A 17,531-nucleotide genomic window follows, 5' to 3' on the forward strand; every position below is an offset into this window, starting at 1 on the left:
ACTTCAATATCGTAAATCATGTCTGCGCGGCTTCGGTCGTGCATTGAATAACGAAAGCAAAACGAGCATTCAATAAGGAGCGCATCATCATGACCCAGAACACCAAGCGCATCGCAGTCATCGCCGCCAACGGCAAGTCCGGGCGGGCCATCGTCCAAGAGGCCGTCGATCGCGGCTTCGACGTGACCGCCATCGTGCGCGGCGAGAACAAAACCGTGGCGCAGCACGCCCTGTCCAAGGACCTGTTCGATCTGACCGCCGATGATCTGACCGGCTTCGACGCGGTCGTCGACGCGTTCGGCACGTGGGCGCCGGACACCCTGTCCCAGCACTCCGCCTCGCTTAAGCTCCTGGCGGATGCCCTGTCCGGTACCAATGTCCGACTGATCGTGGTCGGAGGCGCGGGCAGCCTGTACCTCAATCCCGAGCACACCCTGCAGTTGAGCCAGTCCGAGGGCTTCCCGGCCGCGTTCCAGCCGCTCGCCACCGCGATGGGCGAGTCGCTCGCCGAACTGCGCCAGCGCTCCGACGTGAAGTGGACCTATGTTTCCCCGGCCGCCGATTTCCGCGCCGACGGCCCCCGCACGGGATCGTACGTGCTGGCCGGCGAGGAGTTCACCACGAATGCCGACGGCGAAAGCGCCATCAGCTACGCCGACTACGCCATCGCGATCGTCGACGAGCTGTCCGCCGATCCCGCCAGCGCGCACATCGGGCAGCGCATCTCCGTGCGCTGGTAGGGCCGCCGCGGATTGCGTTCCCGCCGGTGGGGCGCAATCCGCAGGGCCCTTCCTATGCGTTCATCGTCTGGATGCGCCGCAGGTCGGCCAGCACCCGCTCCGGCTGCGCGGACGGCGGGAAGTTGTCGTCGTCGTGCACGCCATCGAGACTGCCGGGGAAGTCCGGCTCCAGTGCGGCGAACAGCGGCGTGAGGTCCGGTTGCTCATCGCCATGCTCGGCGATGAGCTCGAACGTCTTGCCTGTGGCGTCCGGGCAGTCGAGGGCGTCCACCAGCGTGCGGGCGATCTGGTCGCGCGGGACGGCCCCGTCCGTCGGGCTGCCGGTTCGCCGGCTGTCTCCCTGCAGCAGCACCAGGCGACGATCGTCGGGCGAACCGTAGTCGAACCATCCCGGGCGCACGATGGTGTATTCGTTGCCGCTGGCCCGCACCAATCGCTCCGATCGGCGCTTCCAATCATGGTTCCGGTATTGCCTGTTGCGGGGCGTATCCATGTTGGTGATGCCGATCGCGGTCATCAGCGAGATGCGCACCTTGCGTCCATTCAATGCGATGAGCGCGTTGCGCACCGCGCCGTAGTCGACTCGCTCGATCATCGCCGCGCTGACGTGCGAGCCCATGGTGAACACAATGCCGTCGATGCCATCCAACGCGCGGGTGAACGATTCGACCGAGGTCAGGTCCCCCTCGAAGAGCTCTGCGCCTTGGGGCAGGCCGGCATGCGAGATGTCGCGCACCATGGCGCGCACGCGGTATCCCCGTCGCAGCGCCTCGGCGACGGCGAGCCTGCCGACGCTGCCGGTGGCGCCGACGAACAGTACGAATGATGGTCTGGTCATGATCCATGGCTCCTTATGCTGCGTGCCTATGGCTGGGGGAATTGTTGCTTTGCGGGCTTATGCGCATGCTCACTCGGTCGGCCTGAGCGGGCCGTAGAAGTAGCTGGCCGTGGCGCCGCCGTCCACAAGCACGTCGGTGCCGGTGATGAACGCGCCGCGCTCGCTCATGAGCAGTTCGGCCACATTGGCGATCTCGTCGGCCGTGCCGGGGCGTCCGGCCGGGCATTTGGCGAACATGTTCTTGTAGAAGTCGCCGCGCGGACCGTTGAACTCGTCGATGGCCAGCGGCGTGACGATGATGCCCGGGGAGATCGAGTTGAGCCGCGCGCCGCGCTCGCCCCATGCCACGGCTTGGGCCATTACGCGCTTCTCGTTGCAGCGCTTGGCCATCTGGTAGGCGTGCAGCGTGTCCGTGATGTTGCCGGGCTGGAGCATGTCGAGACCGAGCAGTTCCTCGGTGGGCGTGGTGGCCAGCAGACGGTCCTCCTCGGTGGTGAGCTGCTTCATGCGATGGCCGGACTGGCTGGAGATCGTCACGCCCACGCCTCCGGGGGCGATGATCTTGCCCACTTCCTCGAGCAGCACGGCCGTGCCGTACAGGTCCACGTTGAGGATCGTCTCGATGGATGCCTGGCTGGGGGAGACGCCGGCCGCGTTGACCAGCATGGTGACGTCGCCGAGGGAGGTCGCCTTGCCGATGAGTCCGACGATGGATTCCCGTGAGGCGAGATCCATGGTCTCCGGGCGGGCGTCGAAGCCGGCGTCCGTCATGGTCTGCGCGATGTCGGCGGCATGATCGGGGTTCTTGTCCGCCACGAGGATGGTCATGCCGTAGCCCATGCGGCGGGCGATGGCCATGCCGATCTGTCCGGCGCCGACCAGGATCATGATGTTGCGGGTGGAATGGGGTGCTGCCATGTGCTGACCTTTCATTGGGTATGTCCGCCCGGTCGTGGTTCCGGTTCCGGACGTTGGTTGACAGCAATGGTAGAAATTTCGATTTAATATTACAAATGTTGTAATATCATTAATATATATGCATTTTATGCATGCATAATCAGTATGGCTTTCGATGTGGGGGAAGCGTATGGAGCTCAGGTCGCTGCGCCATTTCATCGCGGTGGTTGAGGAGGGCGGCATGACCGCCGCGGCCGATGCGCTGCGTATCAGCCAGCCGGCGTTGTCCCGGCAGATGAGCGGTCTTGAGGATGAGCTCGGAGTGACCCTGTTCATCCGGGGCAATCGCGCGCGTGAGATCGAGCTGACAAGTGAGGGGCGTCTGCTGTATCGGCGGGCCAGGGAGATCATGGAGCTCGCCGACCGCGCCCGTTCGGAGATGCGGGACGGTCATGACATCGCCGGCGACGTGCATATCGCCGCCGCTCAGAGCGCGGTGATGTGCGTCGTTGCCCGGGCCGCCGTGCTGTTGCGGGAGCGGCATCCGAACATCACGGTGCAGCTGCATGACGATTTCGGTGCCAACATCATGGAGCGCCTCGACAATGGTCTGGCCGACTTCGGCGTGCTTGTGCAGCCGGCGGACATGGGGCGGTACGGATCCGTGCCGTTGCCGGGCGGCGATCCCATGGGCCTGCTCATGCGCCGCGATCATCCGCTTGCCGGGCGGATCGGAATCGGACCGCAGGATCTTGATGGTGTGCCGCTGATCGTGCCGCGGGGTGTGCTGGGCCGCGGCGACCTGTCGGGATGGCTGGGACGTTGTGCGAAGCGACTGCGGGTGGTCGGCACGACGAATCTCATGTACAACGCCGGCTGCTTCGTGCGGGAGGGGTATGCATGCGCCGTCGGACCGCGGGGGATGGTCGATACGTCGCCGGAGAGCGGCCTGTGCTTCCGCCCCTTCGAGCCTGCGGTGTCCACGCATCTGGCGATCGCGTGGAAGGATGACCGGCCTATGCCTCCCGCGGCCGAGGCATTCCTCGAGGCGTTGCGGGAGGTGCTGTAGTCGCATCGACGCCCGCGTCAATCGGTGACGCGCCAGCAGCGCGCGAAGAATAAGACCCGCGTTCTGCCCGCTAACCCGAAATGACGCCGTTTCCGGCATGAAAAAGGGCTTCCGGATTGCTCCGAGAACCCTGTTGGCGGAGGATGCGAGACTCACAACTTCATGCCGAAGAACTGGCGGTATTCCAACAAAAATCGTCGTACCGCCCAACTGCCTTATCGCTTAAGTTGCCGCTCTCTCCGGCGTGTCGCGAAGATTTGCGGGTCGGCGTCAATGAGTTGGTCAATGAGTTGGTGCCTGCTCTGCGGATTTTCAGCCTACGTCACATTGCATAATCTCAAAGCCGTTATTCGCGTCCTGCGCGTTCCTTGATGAGACGCACCATCATGTCGACGGCTTCGGGGGATTGGTGGTCGAAGAAGAGGCTGGTGGCGGTGTCGAGCGCGGCGATGGCGGTCATGTCGGCATCTGACAGCTGGAAGTCGAAGATGTCGATGTTCTCTCTCATACGTTCGATGTGCGTGGATTTGGGCAGGGCGATAATGTCGCGCTGTGTGAGCCAGCGGAGGATGACCTGCGCGGCCGACTTGCCGTAGTGTTCGCCGATGGCCATGAGCGTGGGGTTCGTGAACATGTCGGACCTGCCTTCGCCGAACGGTGCCCACGCCTCCTGAGCGACGCCGCGGGCGGCCATGTTCTCGTGCGCCTTGATCTGCTGGTTGAGCGGGTTGGTCTCGACCTGGTTGACCATCGGGGCGATCTCGTTGAACGCGACCATGTCGGCGACGCGGCCGGGGTCGAAGTTGCTCACGCCGATTGCGCGGACGACGCCCTCGCGGTAGAGCTTCTCGAGCGCGTGCCATGCGCCGTAGTAGTCGGAGTATGGCTGGTGCAGGAGCACAAGGTCGATGTAGTCGGTCTTGAGTTTGGCGAGCGATTTGTCGATGGATGTGAGCGTGTTCTCGTACCCGTAGTTGCCGATCCATACTTTGGTGGTGACGAAAAGGTCTGTGCGGTCGATGCCGCTGTCCTTGATGCCGTCGCCCACTTCAGATTCGTTGAAGTACGACTGCGCGGTGTCGATGTGCCGGTAGCCGGTTTCGATGGCCTCGCGCACGCAGCGCGCCGTCTCGTCCTTGCCGATCTGGAAGACGCCGTAGCCGATTTTCGGAATCTTAACGCCGTTCTTCAGAGTGGTGGTTTCCATGATGTGTCCTTTCCGGTTCTTTTTGAGGACTGTTTCCCGACGGCTTCAGCGGTCCGATATGGTCCGGCGTGGGGTGTGCGTCGGGTTGCCGTCGTTGGTTTCGTACCGTATAAGTCGGTAGCTGCTACCGGTCAAATCGCGACACGCCGGGAGAGGCTACCGGTGGCGGAAGGCGTCTGATTAGGTGATGATATGGCGGACAGTGGCTGACGGGAGTCTTTGATGGGCGATGAAGCGAACGAACACGAGGATGGGCGCGAGCGTCTATATTCGATGAAGGAGACATGCGCACGCACGGGCATGAACTACGAGGCGCTGAAGTTCTACTGCAATGAAGGACTCGTGCCGAACTTGCAACGAGACGAGCACAATCACCGCGTATTCACCGAGCATGACATCGCATGGTTGCAAGGCCTCGGATATCTGCGTCGTTGCGGCATGGGGATCTCCGAGATGAAACGGTACATGCAGCTGTGCATGGCGGGGCCGTCCTCAATTCCGGAGCGCAAACGCATGCTCGGCGTCAAGCGTGAGGCGCTGCTCGCCAAACTCGCTGAAGTCAACGAGACCATCGCCTATATTGACGACAAGCAGCGTCTTTACGACGACATCCTTGCCGGTCGTGCCGAATACCACAGCAACCTGTTCCCGACGACGGTTCAGCCTATCGGACATGGGCAGCGCAAGAATTGGAATGGTCTTGTGATCGCGTCATCGAAGCAGTAACTGATGCTTCCGGACCTTTTTGTGGAACACCAGCGTCAGCGCGTAGTACTTGGATTGGAATCCCTGTTCGCCGCTTTCGTCGGCGAAGACCGAGACGTCCGCCATGATTCCCCCCTGAAAATAAAAATGCCGGGGGACTCCCCCGGCTCTTGGAAGTCTCACATTGCTGCGGACCTGTGTATGGGACGCAGTATCGGATGCCGCCCCGGATTGCAAAGCAATGGTCGGCTGTGGGGAAAATCGGGGGCCTATATTTTGTCAACTCTTGTTTGGGGGTGGTTTCGGGTTCCGTCCGGTTGTAATGGTTGTGCCCCCTGTTGTGTCGCAAACTGGGCAGATCGGGACTGTTGTTTTGTGAACTGGGCAGATCTGGTCGTCTGGACACCAAAATCGGCCTCCAGATGTTCCGTTCTGCCCAGTTTGCAAATCGAACGTCCTGATTTGCCCAGTTTGTGTTGCGATGATCCCGATTTGCCCAGTTTGTGGCCGGGCGTGGCCGAGCGTGGCCGGGAGTGGGTGGGCATGGCCGGGCGTGACATGGCGTGCGTTGTGACGCGGGGTGTGACCGGGTGTGCCCATTCCCGGTCACAGGGGTTTTGAAATGGCTTTATTTCAACGGTTTTGACGCCCCGTGACCGGGTGTGTCCACACCATGTCGCACGCCGGGTCACAACGCACGCCGGGTCACACATCCAGTCACACGCCTCGTCACGGCACTGAGTGGGGGAGGGACGGCGCGGAACAAAAAGCTCCGAACATGTCGCACGGTAATAACACCGCGCCCCGTGAAGAAGCCAAGAAAAAAGCCGGAAGCCTTTGAAACCAAGACTTCCGGCGATGGCGGAGGATGCGAGACTCACGTTTTCCAGCCGTGGAACTGGCGGCATTCCAACGAAAATCGTCGTACCGCCCAACTGCCTTATCGCTTAAGTTGCTGCTCTCTCCGGCGTGTCGCGAAGATTTGCGGGTCGGCGTCAATGAGTTGGTCAATGAGTTGGTGCCTGCTCTGCGGATTTTCAGCCTGCGTCACGTTGCTGATCTAATGGATGGGTCTACTTTTTGACAGTTGCATTGTTTATCGACAGTTGTCGAAGAGTGTTTGCTATGATATTGCCGAGACAACGGACCATGCACAACAACGAAGGTCCTGATATTTCGACCAGCGTGGCGTGACGGATCGAATCATTGGAGGTACGGAATGGCAGAGGCGGGCACTCGTACGGGTATCGGCGAATCTGACGAAGGGCAATCCAAGCCCATGGACAGGCGGTCGCGCCGCACGCGGGCGATGCTGCAGAATGCATTGGTCAAGCTGCTGGAGACCAAGCCGCTCAACAAGATCTCGGTGATGGAGCTCACCCGTCTCGCGGACGTCAACCGGGCGACGTTCTAGGGTGTGTTTACACTATTTGGGTTTTGTGTGATAATTGGGGTATGTGTACGCCGAGGTATGACATCACGTTGGACCAGTTCATGAGGATCGCGCATCTGCTGCCGCGCCAGCGGGGCAACGTGGCGGTGGACAACTACACGTTCGTCAACGCCCTGCTGTGGATGTGCCGCACCGGCGCGCCGTGGCGGGACCTGCCCGCCTGCTACGGCAAGTGGATCACCGTCTACCAGCGGTTCAACCGCTGGTCCAGGAACGGCGCGGTGGAGCGCCTGTTCGCCGCCCTGCAGGAGGAGCGGATCATCGGGGTGGAGGTGCGGGTGCTCGCCATGGACTCCACGAGCGTGAAGGTCCACCAGCACGCCACGGGCGCCCCGAAAAAGGGGGGCCGCAGTGCGTCGGGATCTCCCGGGGAGGCAGGAACACCAAAGTTCACGTGGTATCCGACAGCGAGTCGACGCTCGTCGAGATCCACCTGAGCCCGGGCAACGAGCACGACGCGGCCCACGGCCGCGTCTCCATGGCCGCGCTCGGCCCGTTCATGGGCGCCAGGCTGCTCATGGACCGCGCCTACGAGGGCGACCCGACCCGGCTGCTGGCCGAATCGTTCGGCCTGACGCCGGTCGTGCCGCCCAAGAGGAACCGGACGGACCCATGGGAATACGACAGGCAGGCGTACAAGGACAGGAACATCGTGGAACGCGTCTTCAACCGCATGAAGCACTACAGGAAAGCCGCCACCCGCTACGACAGGCTCGACGCCACCTTCCTCGCCAACCTCCAACTCATCCTCATCGCCATCCAACTCAAAACACCATCAAAAAACAAACTAGTGTAAACACACCCTACGTGCACTACAAGGACATCTACGCCCTGTTCGATCAGCTCAAACGCGAGCTCATCGATTCGTACAAGGACATCATCGCCCGTCATCGCAGGGAGATCCTCCAGGACGATTACGAGCCCCTCATCCATGAGATCTTCGAGTTCGCCGCGGCCAACGAATCCGCATCCCTGTTGGTGGTCGGCAAGTCCGGCGACGCGCTCTCCGGCGACCTCATCGATACCATAGGCGCGTACTGCAACGAGCTCATCGACCCTCTTTCCGCAACGCAGGTGGACCCGGTGGGACCGGCGGTGGACGGGCGGACGGCCGGAGCCGTGCGGGATTACCACTTCGTGTATCTGGCGGCCGGGATCGTCGGTTCGCTCAAGGAATGGTATCGGCGCGGGCGCAGGGAGCCCATCGACCTTGTGGTCAGGATCGCGGCCAACAACACGCATGCGATCGGGCTGGCCATGCTTGCTAGGAATATCGGCGCATCGGCCTGCGAATCGGCGGATGCCCAGACGAATCCGGCGCGGCGGTGACGGTCGGTAGGTGAATCCACAAGGGAACGGACAACTATCATGCATAACGTGTTGCGCGTCTTCATCCGCGATGTGAAGCGGATCTGCGCGGTGCCCTTCGCCGTGTTCATCGTTCTGGCGTCATGCTTCGTGCCGGGACTGTATGCATGGCTCAACGTTGCGGCGAACATGGACCCATATGCGAATACCGGCGACGTGCCGATCGCAGTGGTCAACAACGATGCGGGAACCATGGTGAACGGCTCCGAAATGAATGTGGGCGACCAGACCATGGACGCCTTGAAGGACAACCACGATCTGGGATGGCGCTTCGTGGACGAGACAGCCGCCGTCAACGGCGTGAAATCCGGCGAATACTACGCGGCCATCGTGATCCCCGAGGACTTCAGCAAGGATCTGACCAGCGTGCTACAGGGCGACTTCACGCGCCCCGAACTGTCCTACTATGTCAACGAGAAGGTCAACACGCTTGCGCCGCGTGTGACGCAGTCCGGCGCCGCGGCCCTTGAGCAGCAGATCAACGAATCGTTCGTCTCCACCGTCAGCGCGACCGTCACGAAGACGCTCTCCGAAGAGGCTGGCAAGATGAACGACCGGCTCGACGGGACGGCGAACCAGCTGGACGGTAAGCTGGGCGAAGCCCAATCCAGCATCGTGGCGGCCCGCGGAAAAGTGAATGATGCGCAATCTTCCATCACCGATGCGCGAGCGACAATCACGAGGGCCCGCCAAAGCATGACGGGCATCGCCGGTCGCGCCGACGCCCTTTCCACGAGCGTCAACGACACGGCATCCTCCGTCGACTCCGCACGTACCGGATTGTCGGCGTTCCAACACTCCATGAATACGACCATCGGACAGGTACAGTCCGGGGCGGGCTCCCTTAAGGGCCGCATCAACGGCATGGCGGACACCATCAACGGCAATGCTGCGGACATCTCCGGGCGTGTCGACGCCTCGCTGTCCACTCTCGAATCCGCGAACGATGCCTTAGGGGATGCGATCGAGGCGATGGAATCCGACCCGCAGCTCGCAGACTCGGACGCCCTCGCACAGGCGAAACGGCATCAGAGCGACCTCGCCGCACAGATCGAAGCGATGAGGCAACTGAACAATGGCATCCCCTCGGCGATGCAGGCGGGCGGCAAGAAGCTCTCCGATTCCCTAGACGCATTGAACGGCAAGGCCGACGGGCTTTCCAGCCTGTCCTCGGACGCTTCGAGCAGGATTGATTCCACCCTCACAGGTGTCTCCACCCAGCTCGTCGGACTGTCCGGAACCGTGGGTGGGGCCGCCGAATCGCTTGGTCGCATCGATGCCGATCTCGCGCAGCTCGACACGACGCTCGAATCGGCGTCCAAGGTGATGGGGCAGACGGGCAAGGCCCTCGATCGCGTGGGTGCATCGGTGCAACGCACGCAGGCCGATTTTGCCGTCCTTCGGGCGAGCGATGCGTGGGCCGGCGTCAAGGGCCTTGCGCATGTGGACGCTGATCAGGTGTCCTCGTTCCTCGCATCCCCGGTCGGTCTGGAGACCCGCGAGTACTATCCGATGAGGAACTACGGCACCGCCATCGCCCCGTTCTTCACGAACCTGGCATGCTGGGCGGGCGCCTTCGTGGCACTCACCCTATTGCGCAACGACGCCGATTCGGAAGGCATTGACGCGCTCACGCCCAAGCAGGCGTTCCTCGGACGATGGCTGCTACTCATGGTTGTTGCGGTGCTGCAGGGCATCGTCATCGCATCAGGCAACCTCGTCATCGGCATCCAATGCAACGTGCCATGGGCGTACTATCTGGGCACCATCGTATGCTCGATGACCTATATCTCAATCGCGTACAGTCTGGTCATGATGTTCCGGCACATCGGCATGGCGTTGAGCGTGATCTTCCTGATACTGCAGGTGCCGGGCGCGGGCGGTATGTACCCGATCGAGATGATGCCCCACTTCTACAGGCTGCTGTACCCGATGCTGCCGTTCACGTATGGCGTCGAGGCGCTGCGCGAATCGATCGGGGGCTTCTATGGCACGGACTTCTGGACGCGCATCTGGCAGACCTCCATGTTCGCCGTGGTGTTCCTGCTCGTGGCGATGCTGTGCCGTCCGGCTCTCGCCAATCTCAATGATCTATTCAACCGCGAACTGGCGGATACCGATTTGGTCAACGTGCAGCGATTGGAGATCGTCGGTTCCGAACGCAATGTCATGATCACCGTGCGCAAGATGCTCGCCGATCCGACTTGGGGCGCCGGCGTACGACGCCGGGCGAGGAAGTTCGAGCGGCTGTACCCGCATCTGGTGCGCATCGGGTTCCATCTTATCTGGATCATCCCCGTCGTGTTCCTCATCGTCATGATGGTCGTCGGGCCGAGCATCGGATTCCTCGTGGCCTGGCTGGCGATGGTAATCGTGGTGGACGTCGCGCTGATCATCCTCGAATACATCCACCTTCACCTACCGCGACAGGCACATGACAGCACGATGGGCGCCGAAAGCCTGCTGCGCTCCGTAGCGGCCGCCGGGCGCGCCGTGATAGCCGACGGCATCGCAGGAAACGCCGGCGGAAGCGTCGCCCGGCATGCCGCGGGGAACGCCGGCGACGGGGGCAATATCAATGAGGGCGCCGGCGTCGAGGCCAATGCCAACAGGACCAATGCCAACGGAAAGGATGTCCACTGATGAGGAACGTATGGACCATATTCCGCACCGATATGCGGCACATCCGCAGCAGCGTGATCGCGCTCATCATCGCCATCGGCCTGATCCTCATGCCGTCGTTCTACGCATGGTTCAACATCTACGCCAACTGGGATCCATACAGCAACACCGGCGGCATGAAGGTCGCCGTCGCCAACTCGGACAAGGGCTATCAGGGCGACCTGCTGCCGGCGAAGGTCAACGTGGGCGATCAGGTCGCCAATGCTCTCAGGGCAAACGACAGCCTCGACTGGACGTTCGTGACCGAGGATGAGGCCAAGAGTGGCGTGGAATCCGGCGAATACTACGCGGCCATCGTGATTCCCGAGGGCTTCAGCACAGACCTGTTCTCTCTACTGAACGAAGGGGCATCGGACTCCGCGAAGGTAGGCGAGACCAAGGAGCGACAGGCTCAGCTCGTCTACTACTCCAACCCCAAGAAGAATCCCATCGGCTCCACCGTCACCGATCAGGGCGCCTCCACCGTACGTCAGCAGATCAGCGACACCCTCACCTCGGCCGTTGCTCAGGCCGCCGCCGGCATGCTTGATTCCGTGTCCGCCTATCTCGACACGGACCAGAGCACACGATCCATCAGTGCATTGAGTGCCAATCTGCGGCAGCAATCAAGCGATCTCGCCGACGCTGCCGATCTCGCTTCGAGCTACGCGGATCTCGCCGATTCCGCGGCATCCCTGCTCGACGCATCCGGCAAGTCGATGGAACGGACGAAGCGGTCGCTGCAATCCTCCACCGTTGACATGGACGGCATCACCGGCAAGCTTGGAGACGCATCCACGTCGATCGACCGCATCAACGAGAACATGACCAACGGACTCGATTCCGCGGCGGACGCCTTCGATACCGTCGGCGACAACGCCGAGGAGACGCTGGGCAAACCCGCCGAGGGAGCCGCCAACACTGCGGTGGCCCTGCGCGAGATCTCCACGAACCGCGTCAGGCCAATGATCGCGAGCCTGACCCAATACCGCAATACGCTGGTCTCCATCAGGGAATCGTTGCACACCGAACCGGCCAAGGCCTCGATCGACCGGGCCATCGCTGATGTGGACCGCACCCTCACACGTCTCAACGACACCGACACGAAGATCAACGACGCCGCGGACCAGGCCGAAGCCAAGGGGCAGACGATCACCGACGCCGGCAAGGACATCGCCGCGCAGGCGCAGGCCAGCGCGCAGTCGATCCGCGATCTGAACAAGTCGTACCAGAACAACGTCGTCGCCACGCTCTCCGGCGTGACCGACTCCGCCAAGCGGACCGGCGCGGATGCCAAGGCATTGGTCGACGAGGCCACCACGACGCTCGCCGCCGTGGCCGGTCAGACCGACGGCAGCGGCTCGGCCGGTGCGCTGACTGACATCCGTGAGGTGACGGATAATATCAACACGGCGCATGACACGTTGCTCGAGCAATCGAAGAAACTCGGCGAGACCGCCGATAAGCTGGACGAGGCCATGACATCCGGCGGCGTGGACGAGGTGCGCAAACTGCTCTCCCAACCCACGGACACCATTGCCCTGGCGATGACCACGCCCGTCACGACAAAGCGCATAGCCGTGTACCCGATCGCGAACAACGGCTCCGCGATGACCCCGTTCTACACGCTGCTGGCCATCTGGGTCGGCGCGATGTTCCTGGGCATCGTCCTCAAGGCGAACGTATCGGACAAGATCGCCGCGACCTTGGACCATCCGAAGCCGTGGCAGCTGTATCTGGGCCGCGGCCTCACCTTCGTCGCGTTCTCGCTGGCGCAAACCACCGTGCTGGGGCTCGGCGACCTGCTGTATCTGCGTGCGCAGGCGGAGAATCCGTTCCTGTTCATGCTATGCCTGTGGTGGTCGTCGCTGGTGAGCTCGACGCTCGTCTACACGCTGTCGGCCGTGTTCAGCACCGTCGGTAAGGTGATTTGCGCCGCGCTCATGGTCTCGCAGATCGCCGGCATCGGCGGCACGTTCCCGGTGGAGATGCTCCCGGGCGGGTTCAGGCAGCTGTACCCCTACCTGCCGTTCTCGCACGGCATCACCGCGTTGAGGGAGACCGTCGGCGGGTTCTACGGCAACGTCTACTGGGAGCAGATGGGTCGCATGGGCATCTATCTCGTGGTCGCCTTGCTCATCGGCTTCGTGCTCTACACGCCGGTGACCCGCGCCATGGCGAAGACCAACAAGCTGGTCTCCAGCACGATGGCGATGAATTGAGTCGGATTGAAAGAAGATCTGCTGAGCAGTCAGCTGATGTGTCGTTTGGGCAATGAAAAAAGCCCTTTTCCTTTGGGGAAAGGGCGATGGCGGAGGATGCGAGACCCTAACTTTCATCGGGGCTTAGCTTTACTGCCGCTTGGCGTTGGCGGTAATAGCATGTGTGACGACCGAGCCCGCGCCGATCACTGTGCCGTCGCCAATCGGGAGTTGGGTGTTCGCGATGCTGGACGGTGATTGCGTGGTGATTCGTGACGGAGCGCATTCCTCGTCTGGCATCCGGTGCCTTTGTTCGTGTGCATCCTCCATTGAAATCCGTGTCCGCCTTTCGTCGCTCTCTATTGCGTGAAACTGACATAAATGTCATAATCACTCAGTGAAAAGCGCGAGAGCACGAGTGGCGATTGGGGGATTTGATGCTCATATCACGGGACAAATACCTGAACGATCTCATTGTGCGCATGGGCAACGGCATGGTCAAGGTCGTCACCGGCGCGAGACGCTGTGGCAAGACCTTCCTGCTGTTCGAACTGTTCGAGAAACATCTGCGCGCACAGGGTGTGGATGATGACCACATCATCGAAATCGCGCTGGATGACCTGATGTATGCACGTTACCGCGACCCGCTCTCGCTATACGATTATGTGAAGTCCCGCATCGTGAATCGCAGCGAACCATACTATGTGCTGCTAGATGAGGTGCAGTACGCGATTTCGGACAAAGAACTACGGAGCGACGAGCCGCCACAGCTGTACGGGGTGCTCAACGGCCTGCTACGCATGCGTAATGTGGACGTGTATGTGACGGGCAGCAACTCGAAGATGCTGTCCACTGATGTGATGACCCAGTTTCGTGGTCGTGGCGACGAAATCCGCGTCCGCCCATTGTCATTCGCCGAATTCATGCAGGCGTATGAAGGCGATGTTCAGCATGGCTGGGCCGAATACGTGATGTTTGGTGGCATGCCGCTCACCCTGTCCATGAAGACCGACGAACAGAAGTCGCTGTACCTGAAGAACCTGTTCGCGGAGACCTATCTCAAGGACATCGTCGCCCGCAACGGGCTGCGCAGATCGCAGGAGCTTGACGACTTGGTGGACGTGCTGGCATCCTCCATCGGGGCCCTGACCAATCCTCCCAAAATCAAGGCCACATTCGACAGCATGTTGCACTCCCGCATCAGCGCAAACACCATCATGCAATATATCGAGTATCTTGAGGAGGCGTTCGTCATCGAGGAGGCGAGGCGCTTCGATGTCAAGGGCCGCAAGTACATCGGCAGTCCGAAGAAGTATTACTTCGAAGACATGGGATTGCGCAATGCGCGGCTGGGATTTCGCCAGATCGAGCAGACTCACATCATGGAGAACATCGTGTACAACGAACTGCGCATGCGCGGTTTCAATGTCGACGTGGGCGTGGTCGAGCAGCGTGGAACCAACGAGGGCAAGCCATACCGCAAGCAGCTGGAGGTCGATTTCGTGGCGAATCTCGGCAACTGGCGCTATTACATCCAATCCGCGTATCAGTTGCCGACGCCGGAGAAGGTCGCGCAGGAGAAAGCGTCGCTGCTCCGCATCGATGACAGCTTCCAGAAGATTATCCTCGTGCGAGACGTGGTCAAGCCGGTCCGTGATGAGCACGGCATCCTCACGATGAGCGTCTACGATTTCCTGCTCGACCCGGATGGTCTGGCGGCGTGAGCGATGAACGACATGATGATGGGCGCGGATGGGCTGGGGCGCCCAAACTAGCCAACGACACGCCAGCAGCGCACTTGGGTGAGACAGCAAGCGGACGGCATGCGGGTGGGGCGGATAGGGCCCACAGTTTGAACACGGTTTGGCCTTGAGCCCTTTAACCCCTTGTTGCGGAGCCTGTTTTGCGGCCTATTTTGCAGTTGTGTGTAGTCTGCCGTAGCGTACGGCGGGAATGCTGGTATCGGCATGGTGCGAAATGGCCATTTTTACCGGTTCTGGGGCCTGGGGTGTCTGCGGTGTGCCCGTGTTGCTACACACAACTGCGAGATAGGCCGCGAGAAGACGAAGAAGACGAAGACTCGCGGTCGAAACGCTTGTGGCCAACCACGCTAATCGGCGGTACGCCGATAAGGCCCGCAAACAAAACCCGCGAACAAGACCCACGGTTTGTCCCCTAGCCCTCCAATATCCCCGAACTGGACGTGCGCCAGAAGCCTTGCTACATCCGCAAGGACGGCAGGCCCAAGGGTTCGTATCTGCGCACCGGCGACGGCGACTACAAGATGACGATGTACGAGATCGATCGGTTCATGGAGAACCAGTACCGGATGGCCCGCAACGATGTCGCCATTGTCGACGAAGCCACAGTGGATGATTTGGACCAGACCCTGTTGAACGGATGGTTGAATATCCAGCGAGGGGGGTCGTTTGGCGGCACTGCATCCATGAGCGATGAGCAATTGATGGTCAATCGCCGTGTGCTGGCCTACGATGCGCAGGATGTGCTGCGTCCCACGGTCGGCGGGTTGCCTTCTCGCCCCCGTCGTGCAGTGCTCCTGTGCTGGCAATGGTCTTGGGACGTGAATATTGACATGGGTATGAAATCATACTACTCTACGAGTATGATTTCATACTCGAAATGTGGGCGGAAGGCGTGATCATGGAATTCAGGCAGAACGAGACCTTGCGGGAGTTCGATCGGCTGAACCGGCAGATCGATGGGCTCTACCATGAGATAGCCGTCGCGCGCGGGCTGTCCGACAGCGCGTACGGCATCCTGCAGGCGATGCTGGTCCTGGGGGAGGGATGCACCCAGACCGCCGTGTGCCGGTACGCGTGCCTGAACAAGCAGACGGTGAACTCGTCCGTCAGAAGGATGGTGCAGGACGGGCTGATCGAACTACGCCAAGGCGAAGGTCGGGAGATGCGCATGCATCTGACTGCGCAGGGGGAGCGCGTGATGCGCGAGCGGGTGCTGCCGGTCGAACGCGCCGAAAGTGAGGTGTTCGACGAGATGTCGGTCGAGGACCGGCAGGCGATATTGCGGCTGGTGAACCGATACCTTGACTCCTTCCGCCGCAAGATCGACGAGCTGGAGGCTGCGCGTTGATTCACCGGATGCTGAATACGGTCGGGCTGGGAGTGCTCGGCATCGATCCCATCACCGCGGTGTACATGATGTCGATGAGGCTGCGAGGGGAGAAGAAATCCCGAATCACATGGTTCTTCCTGTCGTTCGCAATCTTCACAATTCTTGTCGGCACGGTGCTCGCGGCGTCGATGGGGGCTGCTGCAGCCGATTTTCTGCAAAGCGTCCTGCCTGATGACAACAGTCAGTTCTGGGCGCTCGCAGAATTCGCCGTATCCATCGTCATCCTGATATGGGTGGCGAAACGGGTCTTCGCCGGTTCCGGTCGCGAGAAGAAAGAACCGCGTGAAAACGCCCGCGGCGGTGCGTTGGGGCATGTCGCCATGGGCTTCGTGTTCGCGGTCACCTCGTTCACCGATCCCACGTTCTATGCGGTGATGCTCATCGGAGGGGAATCGCGTAGCGTCGTCACGGCCGCGCTGTTGCTGGCCCTGTGGTTCGTGGTCAGTCAATGCCTGGCGATGGTCGTGTATGCCGCCATCCAATGCAATCGTCTTGACTCGCTCGCCGCCAGACTGGACGAGTGGGAGGAACGGAACCTGACGATGTTCAACCGCGTGCTGCATGGCGTGCTGATCGTTGTCGCCATCCTGCTGGCTGCAGACGCGACAGTCTATTTGCTCACTGGCGATTATCTCCTGTAGCTGACGCCGTTCGTCTCCCACATTTGGCCTGTAGTCCTCCGCCGTGTCATTGAAGCCGCGTTGGTTTGTCGCCCAGCCGGGCGTGGTAGTCGTCGATGATGTCCGCCAGCGTGATGGAGCGCATGGCCTCGGCTGTGGCGTGTTCGATCTTCTCGTAGGAGGGGCCGAGCGTGGCGTGGATGTTCCGCGCCACGGGGCATGACTGTCCCTTGTATTGGTGGACGCCGATCATGGTGGCCAGTCCATCGGGTTCGACGGCGTTCTGGATGTCGAGCAACGTCACATCCTTGGGGTCTTGGATCAGGTGTGCACCGACGTTGCCGCGTTGGACGTCGATGATGCCGGCTTTTTTGAGCGCGGCGAAGAGCGCCCGGATGCTTGCCGGGTTGCAACCAGTGCTTTCGGCCAGCAGCGTGCTGGTGACGCGGTCGTCGCTGCCGGCCTCGTTCATGAAGATGAGGCAGTGCACCGCCACTGAGCATTTCATGCTGATGTGCATGTGTTCTCCCGTCCTTCGTGCCGTCGTCCCATATGTTCACGCGTTGCGACGCTGCTGTGTTGACGATATCCCGGCGTCACGATATGGTTTAATGTAATT

15 protein-coding genes and 1 pseudogene are annotated in these 17,531 nt (G+C 61.2%); 12 read left to right on the forward strand and 4 right to left on the reverse strand.

What is annotated here, in order from left to right; all coding sequences use genetic code 11:
• Positions 1-89: 89 nt before the first annotated feature.
• Positions 90-740, forward strand: a complete 651-nt coding sequence (locus tag EMO90_RS04940; protein ID WP_150353793.1) for an SDR family oxidoreductase — start codon at positions 90-92, stop codon at positions 738-740.
• A gap of 52 nt (positions 741-792) precedes the next feature.
• On the opposite strand, the gene EMO90_RS04945 is transcribed toward EMO90_RS04940, so the two are convergent.
• Both EMO90_RS04945 and EMO90_RS04950 read right to left on the reverse strand, forming a co-directional pair.
• A complete protein-coding gene (locus EMO90_RS04945) occupies positions 793-1,578 on the reverse strand; it encodes an SDR family oxidoreductase (protein WP_150353792.1) in 786 nt (261 codons plus the stop codon).
• 69 nt (positions 1,579-1,647) lie between these two features.
• On the reverse strand, positions 1,648-2,496 hold the full coding sequence (locus tag EMO90_RS04950) for an SDR family oxidoreductase (RefSeq protein ID WP_150353791.1): 849 nt from the start codon (positions 2,494-2,496) through the stop codon (positions 1,648-1,650).
• Between the two features lie 169 nt (positions 2,497-2,665).
• On the opposite strand from EMO90_RS04950, the gene EMO90_RS04955 reads away from it, so the two are divergent.
• Positions 2,666-3,544, forward strand: coding sequence for a LysR family transcriptional regulator (locus tag EMO90_RS04955; RefSeq protein WP_150353790.1), 879 nt, complete (start codon positions 2,666-2,668; stop codon positions 3,542-3,544).
• Positions 3,545-3,890: 346 nt separating this feature from the next.
• Here the strand turns inward: EMO90_RS04955 and EMO90_RS04960 are convergent, their stop codons facing one another.
• Positions 3,891-4,751 (reverse strand): aldo/keto reductase, encoded by an 861-nt coding sequence (locus tag EMO90_RS04960; RefSeq protein ID WP_150353789.1) that lies wholly within the window; start codon positions 4,749-4,751, stop codon positions 3,891-3,893.
• A 222-nt stretch (positions 4,752-4,973) separates the two neighbouring features.
• Here EMO90_RS04960 and EMO90_RS04965 point away from each other — a divergent pair, with 222 nt between their 5' ends.
• From EMO90_RS04965 to EMO90_RS05015, 10 genes and pseudogenes are all read left to right on the forward strand, one after another.
• Complete coding sequence (locus EMO90_RS04965; protein WP_223849717.1) at positions 4,974-5,477, forward strand: MerR family transcriptional regulator; 504 nt, start codon at positions 4,974-4,976, stop codon at positions 5,475-5,477.
• A gap of 1,198 nt (positions 5,478-6,675) precedes the next feature.
• Positions 6,676-6,870, forward strand: a complete 195-nt coding sequence (locus EMO90_RS04970; protein WP_150353788.1) for a hypothetical protein — start codon at positions 6,676-6,678, stop codon at positions 6,868-6,870.
• A gap of 80 nt (positions 6,871-6,950) precedes the next feature.
• Positions 6,951-7,705 (forward strand): annotated as a pseudogene (locus EMO90_RS04980) (IS5 family transposase).
• A gap of 11 nt (positions 7,706-7,716) precedes the next feature.
• Positions 7,717-8,238 (forward strand): hypothetical protein, encoded by a 522-nt coding sequence (locus EMO90_RS04985; protein ID WP_150353786.1) that lies wholly within the window; start codon positions 7,717-7,719, stop codon positions 8,236-8,238.
• A gap of 39 nt (positions 8,239-8,277) precedes the next feature.
• Complete coding sequence (locus EMO90_RS04990; protein WP_150353785.1) at positions 8,278-10,920, forward strand: YhgE/Pip domain-containing protein; 2,643 nt, start codon at positions 8,278-8,280, stop codon at positions 10,918-10,920.
• The gene (locus EMO90_RS04995) at positions 10,920-13,160 is read left to right on the forward strand and encodes a YhgE/Pip domain-containing protein (RefSeq protein ID WP_150353784.1); all 2,241 of its coding nucleotides are present in this window, start codon (positions 10,920-10,922) and stop codon (positions 13,158-13,160) included. The genes EMO90_RS04990 and EMO90_RS04995 overlap by 1 nt, the downstream gene beginning before the upstream one ends.
• 461 nt (positions 13,161-13,621) lie before the next feature.
• Positions 13,622-14,863 carry an ATP-binding protein gene (locus EMO90_RS05000; RefSeq protein WP_223849716.1) on the forward strand — a complete coding sequence of 414 codons (1,242 nt, stop codon included), beginning with the start codon at positions 13,622-13,624 and terminating at the stop codon, positions 14,861-14,863.
• A 479-nt stretch (positions 14,864-15,342) separates the two neighbouring features.
• Positions 15,343-15,798 (forward strand): hypothetical protein, encoded by a 456-nt coding sequence (locus EMO90_RS05005; RefSeq protein WP_150353782.1) that lies wholly within the window; start codon positions 15,343-15,345, stop codon positions 15,796-15,798.
• A 2-nt stretch (positions 15,799-15,800) separates the two neighbouring features.
• Positions 15,801-16,250 (forward strand): MarR family winged helix-turn-helix transcriptional regulator, encoded by a 450-nt coding sequence (locus tag EMO90_RS05010; RefSeq protein ID WP_150353781.1) that lies wholly within the window; start codon positions 15,801-15,803, stop codon positions 16,248-16,250.
• Positions 16,251-16,258: 8 nt separating this feature from the next.
• On the forward strand, positions 16,259-16,933 hold the full coding sequence (locus tag EMO90_RS05015; RefSeq protein ID WP_150353780.1) for a hypothetical protein: 675 nt from the start codon (positions 16,259-16,261) through the stop codon (positions 16,931-16,933).
• Positions 16,934-16,979: 46 nt separating this feature from the next.
• On the opposite strand, the gene EMO90_RS05020 is transcribed toward EMO90_RS05015, so the two are convergent.
• Positions 16,980-17,432 (reverse strand): RrF2 family transcriptional regulator, encoded by a 453-nt coding sequence (locus EMO90_RS05020; RefSeq protein WP_150353779.1) that lies wholly within the window; start codon positions 17,430-17,432, stop codon positions 16,980-16,982.
• Between the last annotated feature and the right edge of the window lie 99 nt (positions 17,433-17,531).

The organism is Bifidobacterium vespertilionis, assembly GCF_008698145.1.
Taxonomy (GTDB): Bacteria; Actinomycetota; Actinomycetes; order Actinomycetales; family Bifidobacteriaceae; genus Bifidobacterium; species Bifidobacterium vespertilionis.

Excerpts from the sequence above, each read along its gene's own strand:
- EMO90_RS04940 (WP_150353793.1), top strand. The coding sequence starts at position 90 with ATGACCCAGAACACCAAGCGCATCGCAGTCATCGCCGCCAACGGCAAG.
- EMO90_RS04945 (WP_150353792.1), bottom strand. The coding sequence starts at position 1,578 with ATGACCAGACCATCATTCGTACTGTTCGTCGGCGCCACCGGCAGCGTC.
- EMO90_RS04950 (WP_150353791.1), bottom strand. The coding sequence starts at position 2,496 with ATGGCAGCACCCCATTCCACCCGCAACATCATGATCCTGGTCGGCGCC.
- EMO90_RS04955 (WP_150353790.1), top strand. The coding sequence starts at position 2,666 with ATGGAGCTCAGGTCGCTGCGCCATTTCATCGCGGTGGTTGAGGAGGGC.
- EMO90_RS04960 (WP_150353789.1), bottom strand. The coding sequence starts at position 4,751 with ATGGAAACCACCACTCTGAAGAACGGCGTTAAGATTCCGAAAATCGGC.
- EMO90_RS04965 (WP_223849717.1), top strand. The coding sequence starts at position 4,974 with ATGGGCGATGAAGCGAACGAACACGAGGATGGGCGCGAGCGTCTATAT.
- EMO90_RS04970 (WP_150353788.1), top strand. The coding sequence starts at position 6,676 with ATGGCAGAGGCGGGCACTCGTACGGGTATCGGCGAATCTGACGAAGGG.
- EMO90_RS04990 (WP_150353785.1), top strand. The coding sequence starts at position 8,278 with ATGCATAACGTGTTGCGCGTCTTCATCCGCGATGTGAAGCGGATCTGC.
- EMO90_RS04995 (WP_150353784.1), top strand. The coding sequence starts at position 10,920 with ATGAGGAACGTATGGACCATATTCCGCACCGATATGCGGCACATCCGC.
- EMO90_RS05000 (WP_223849716.1), top strand. The coding sequence starts at position 13,622 with ATGGGCAACGGCATGGTCAAGGTCGTCACCGGCGCGAGACGCTGTGGC.
- EMO90_RS05010 (WP_150353781.1), top strand. The coding sequence starts at position 15,801 with ATGGAATTCAGGCAGAACGAGACCTTGCGGGAGTTCGATCGGCTGAAC.
- EMO90_RS05015 (WP_150353780.1), top strand. The coding sequence starts at position 16,259 with ATGCTGAATACGGTCGGGCTGGGAGTGCTCGGCATCGATCCCATCACC.
- EMO90_RS05020 (WP_150353779.1), bottom strand. The coding sequence starts at position 17,432 with ATGCACATCAGCATGAAATGCTCAGTGGCGGTGCACTGCCTCATCTTC.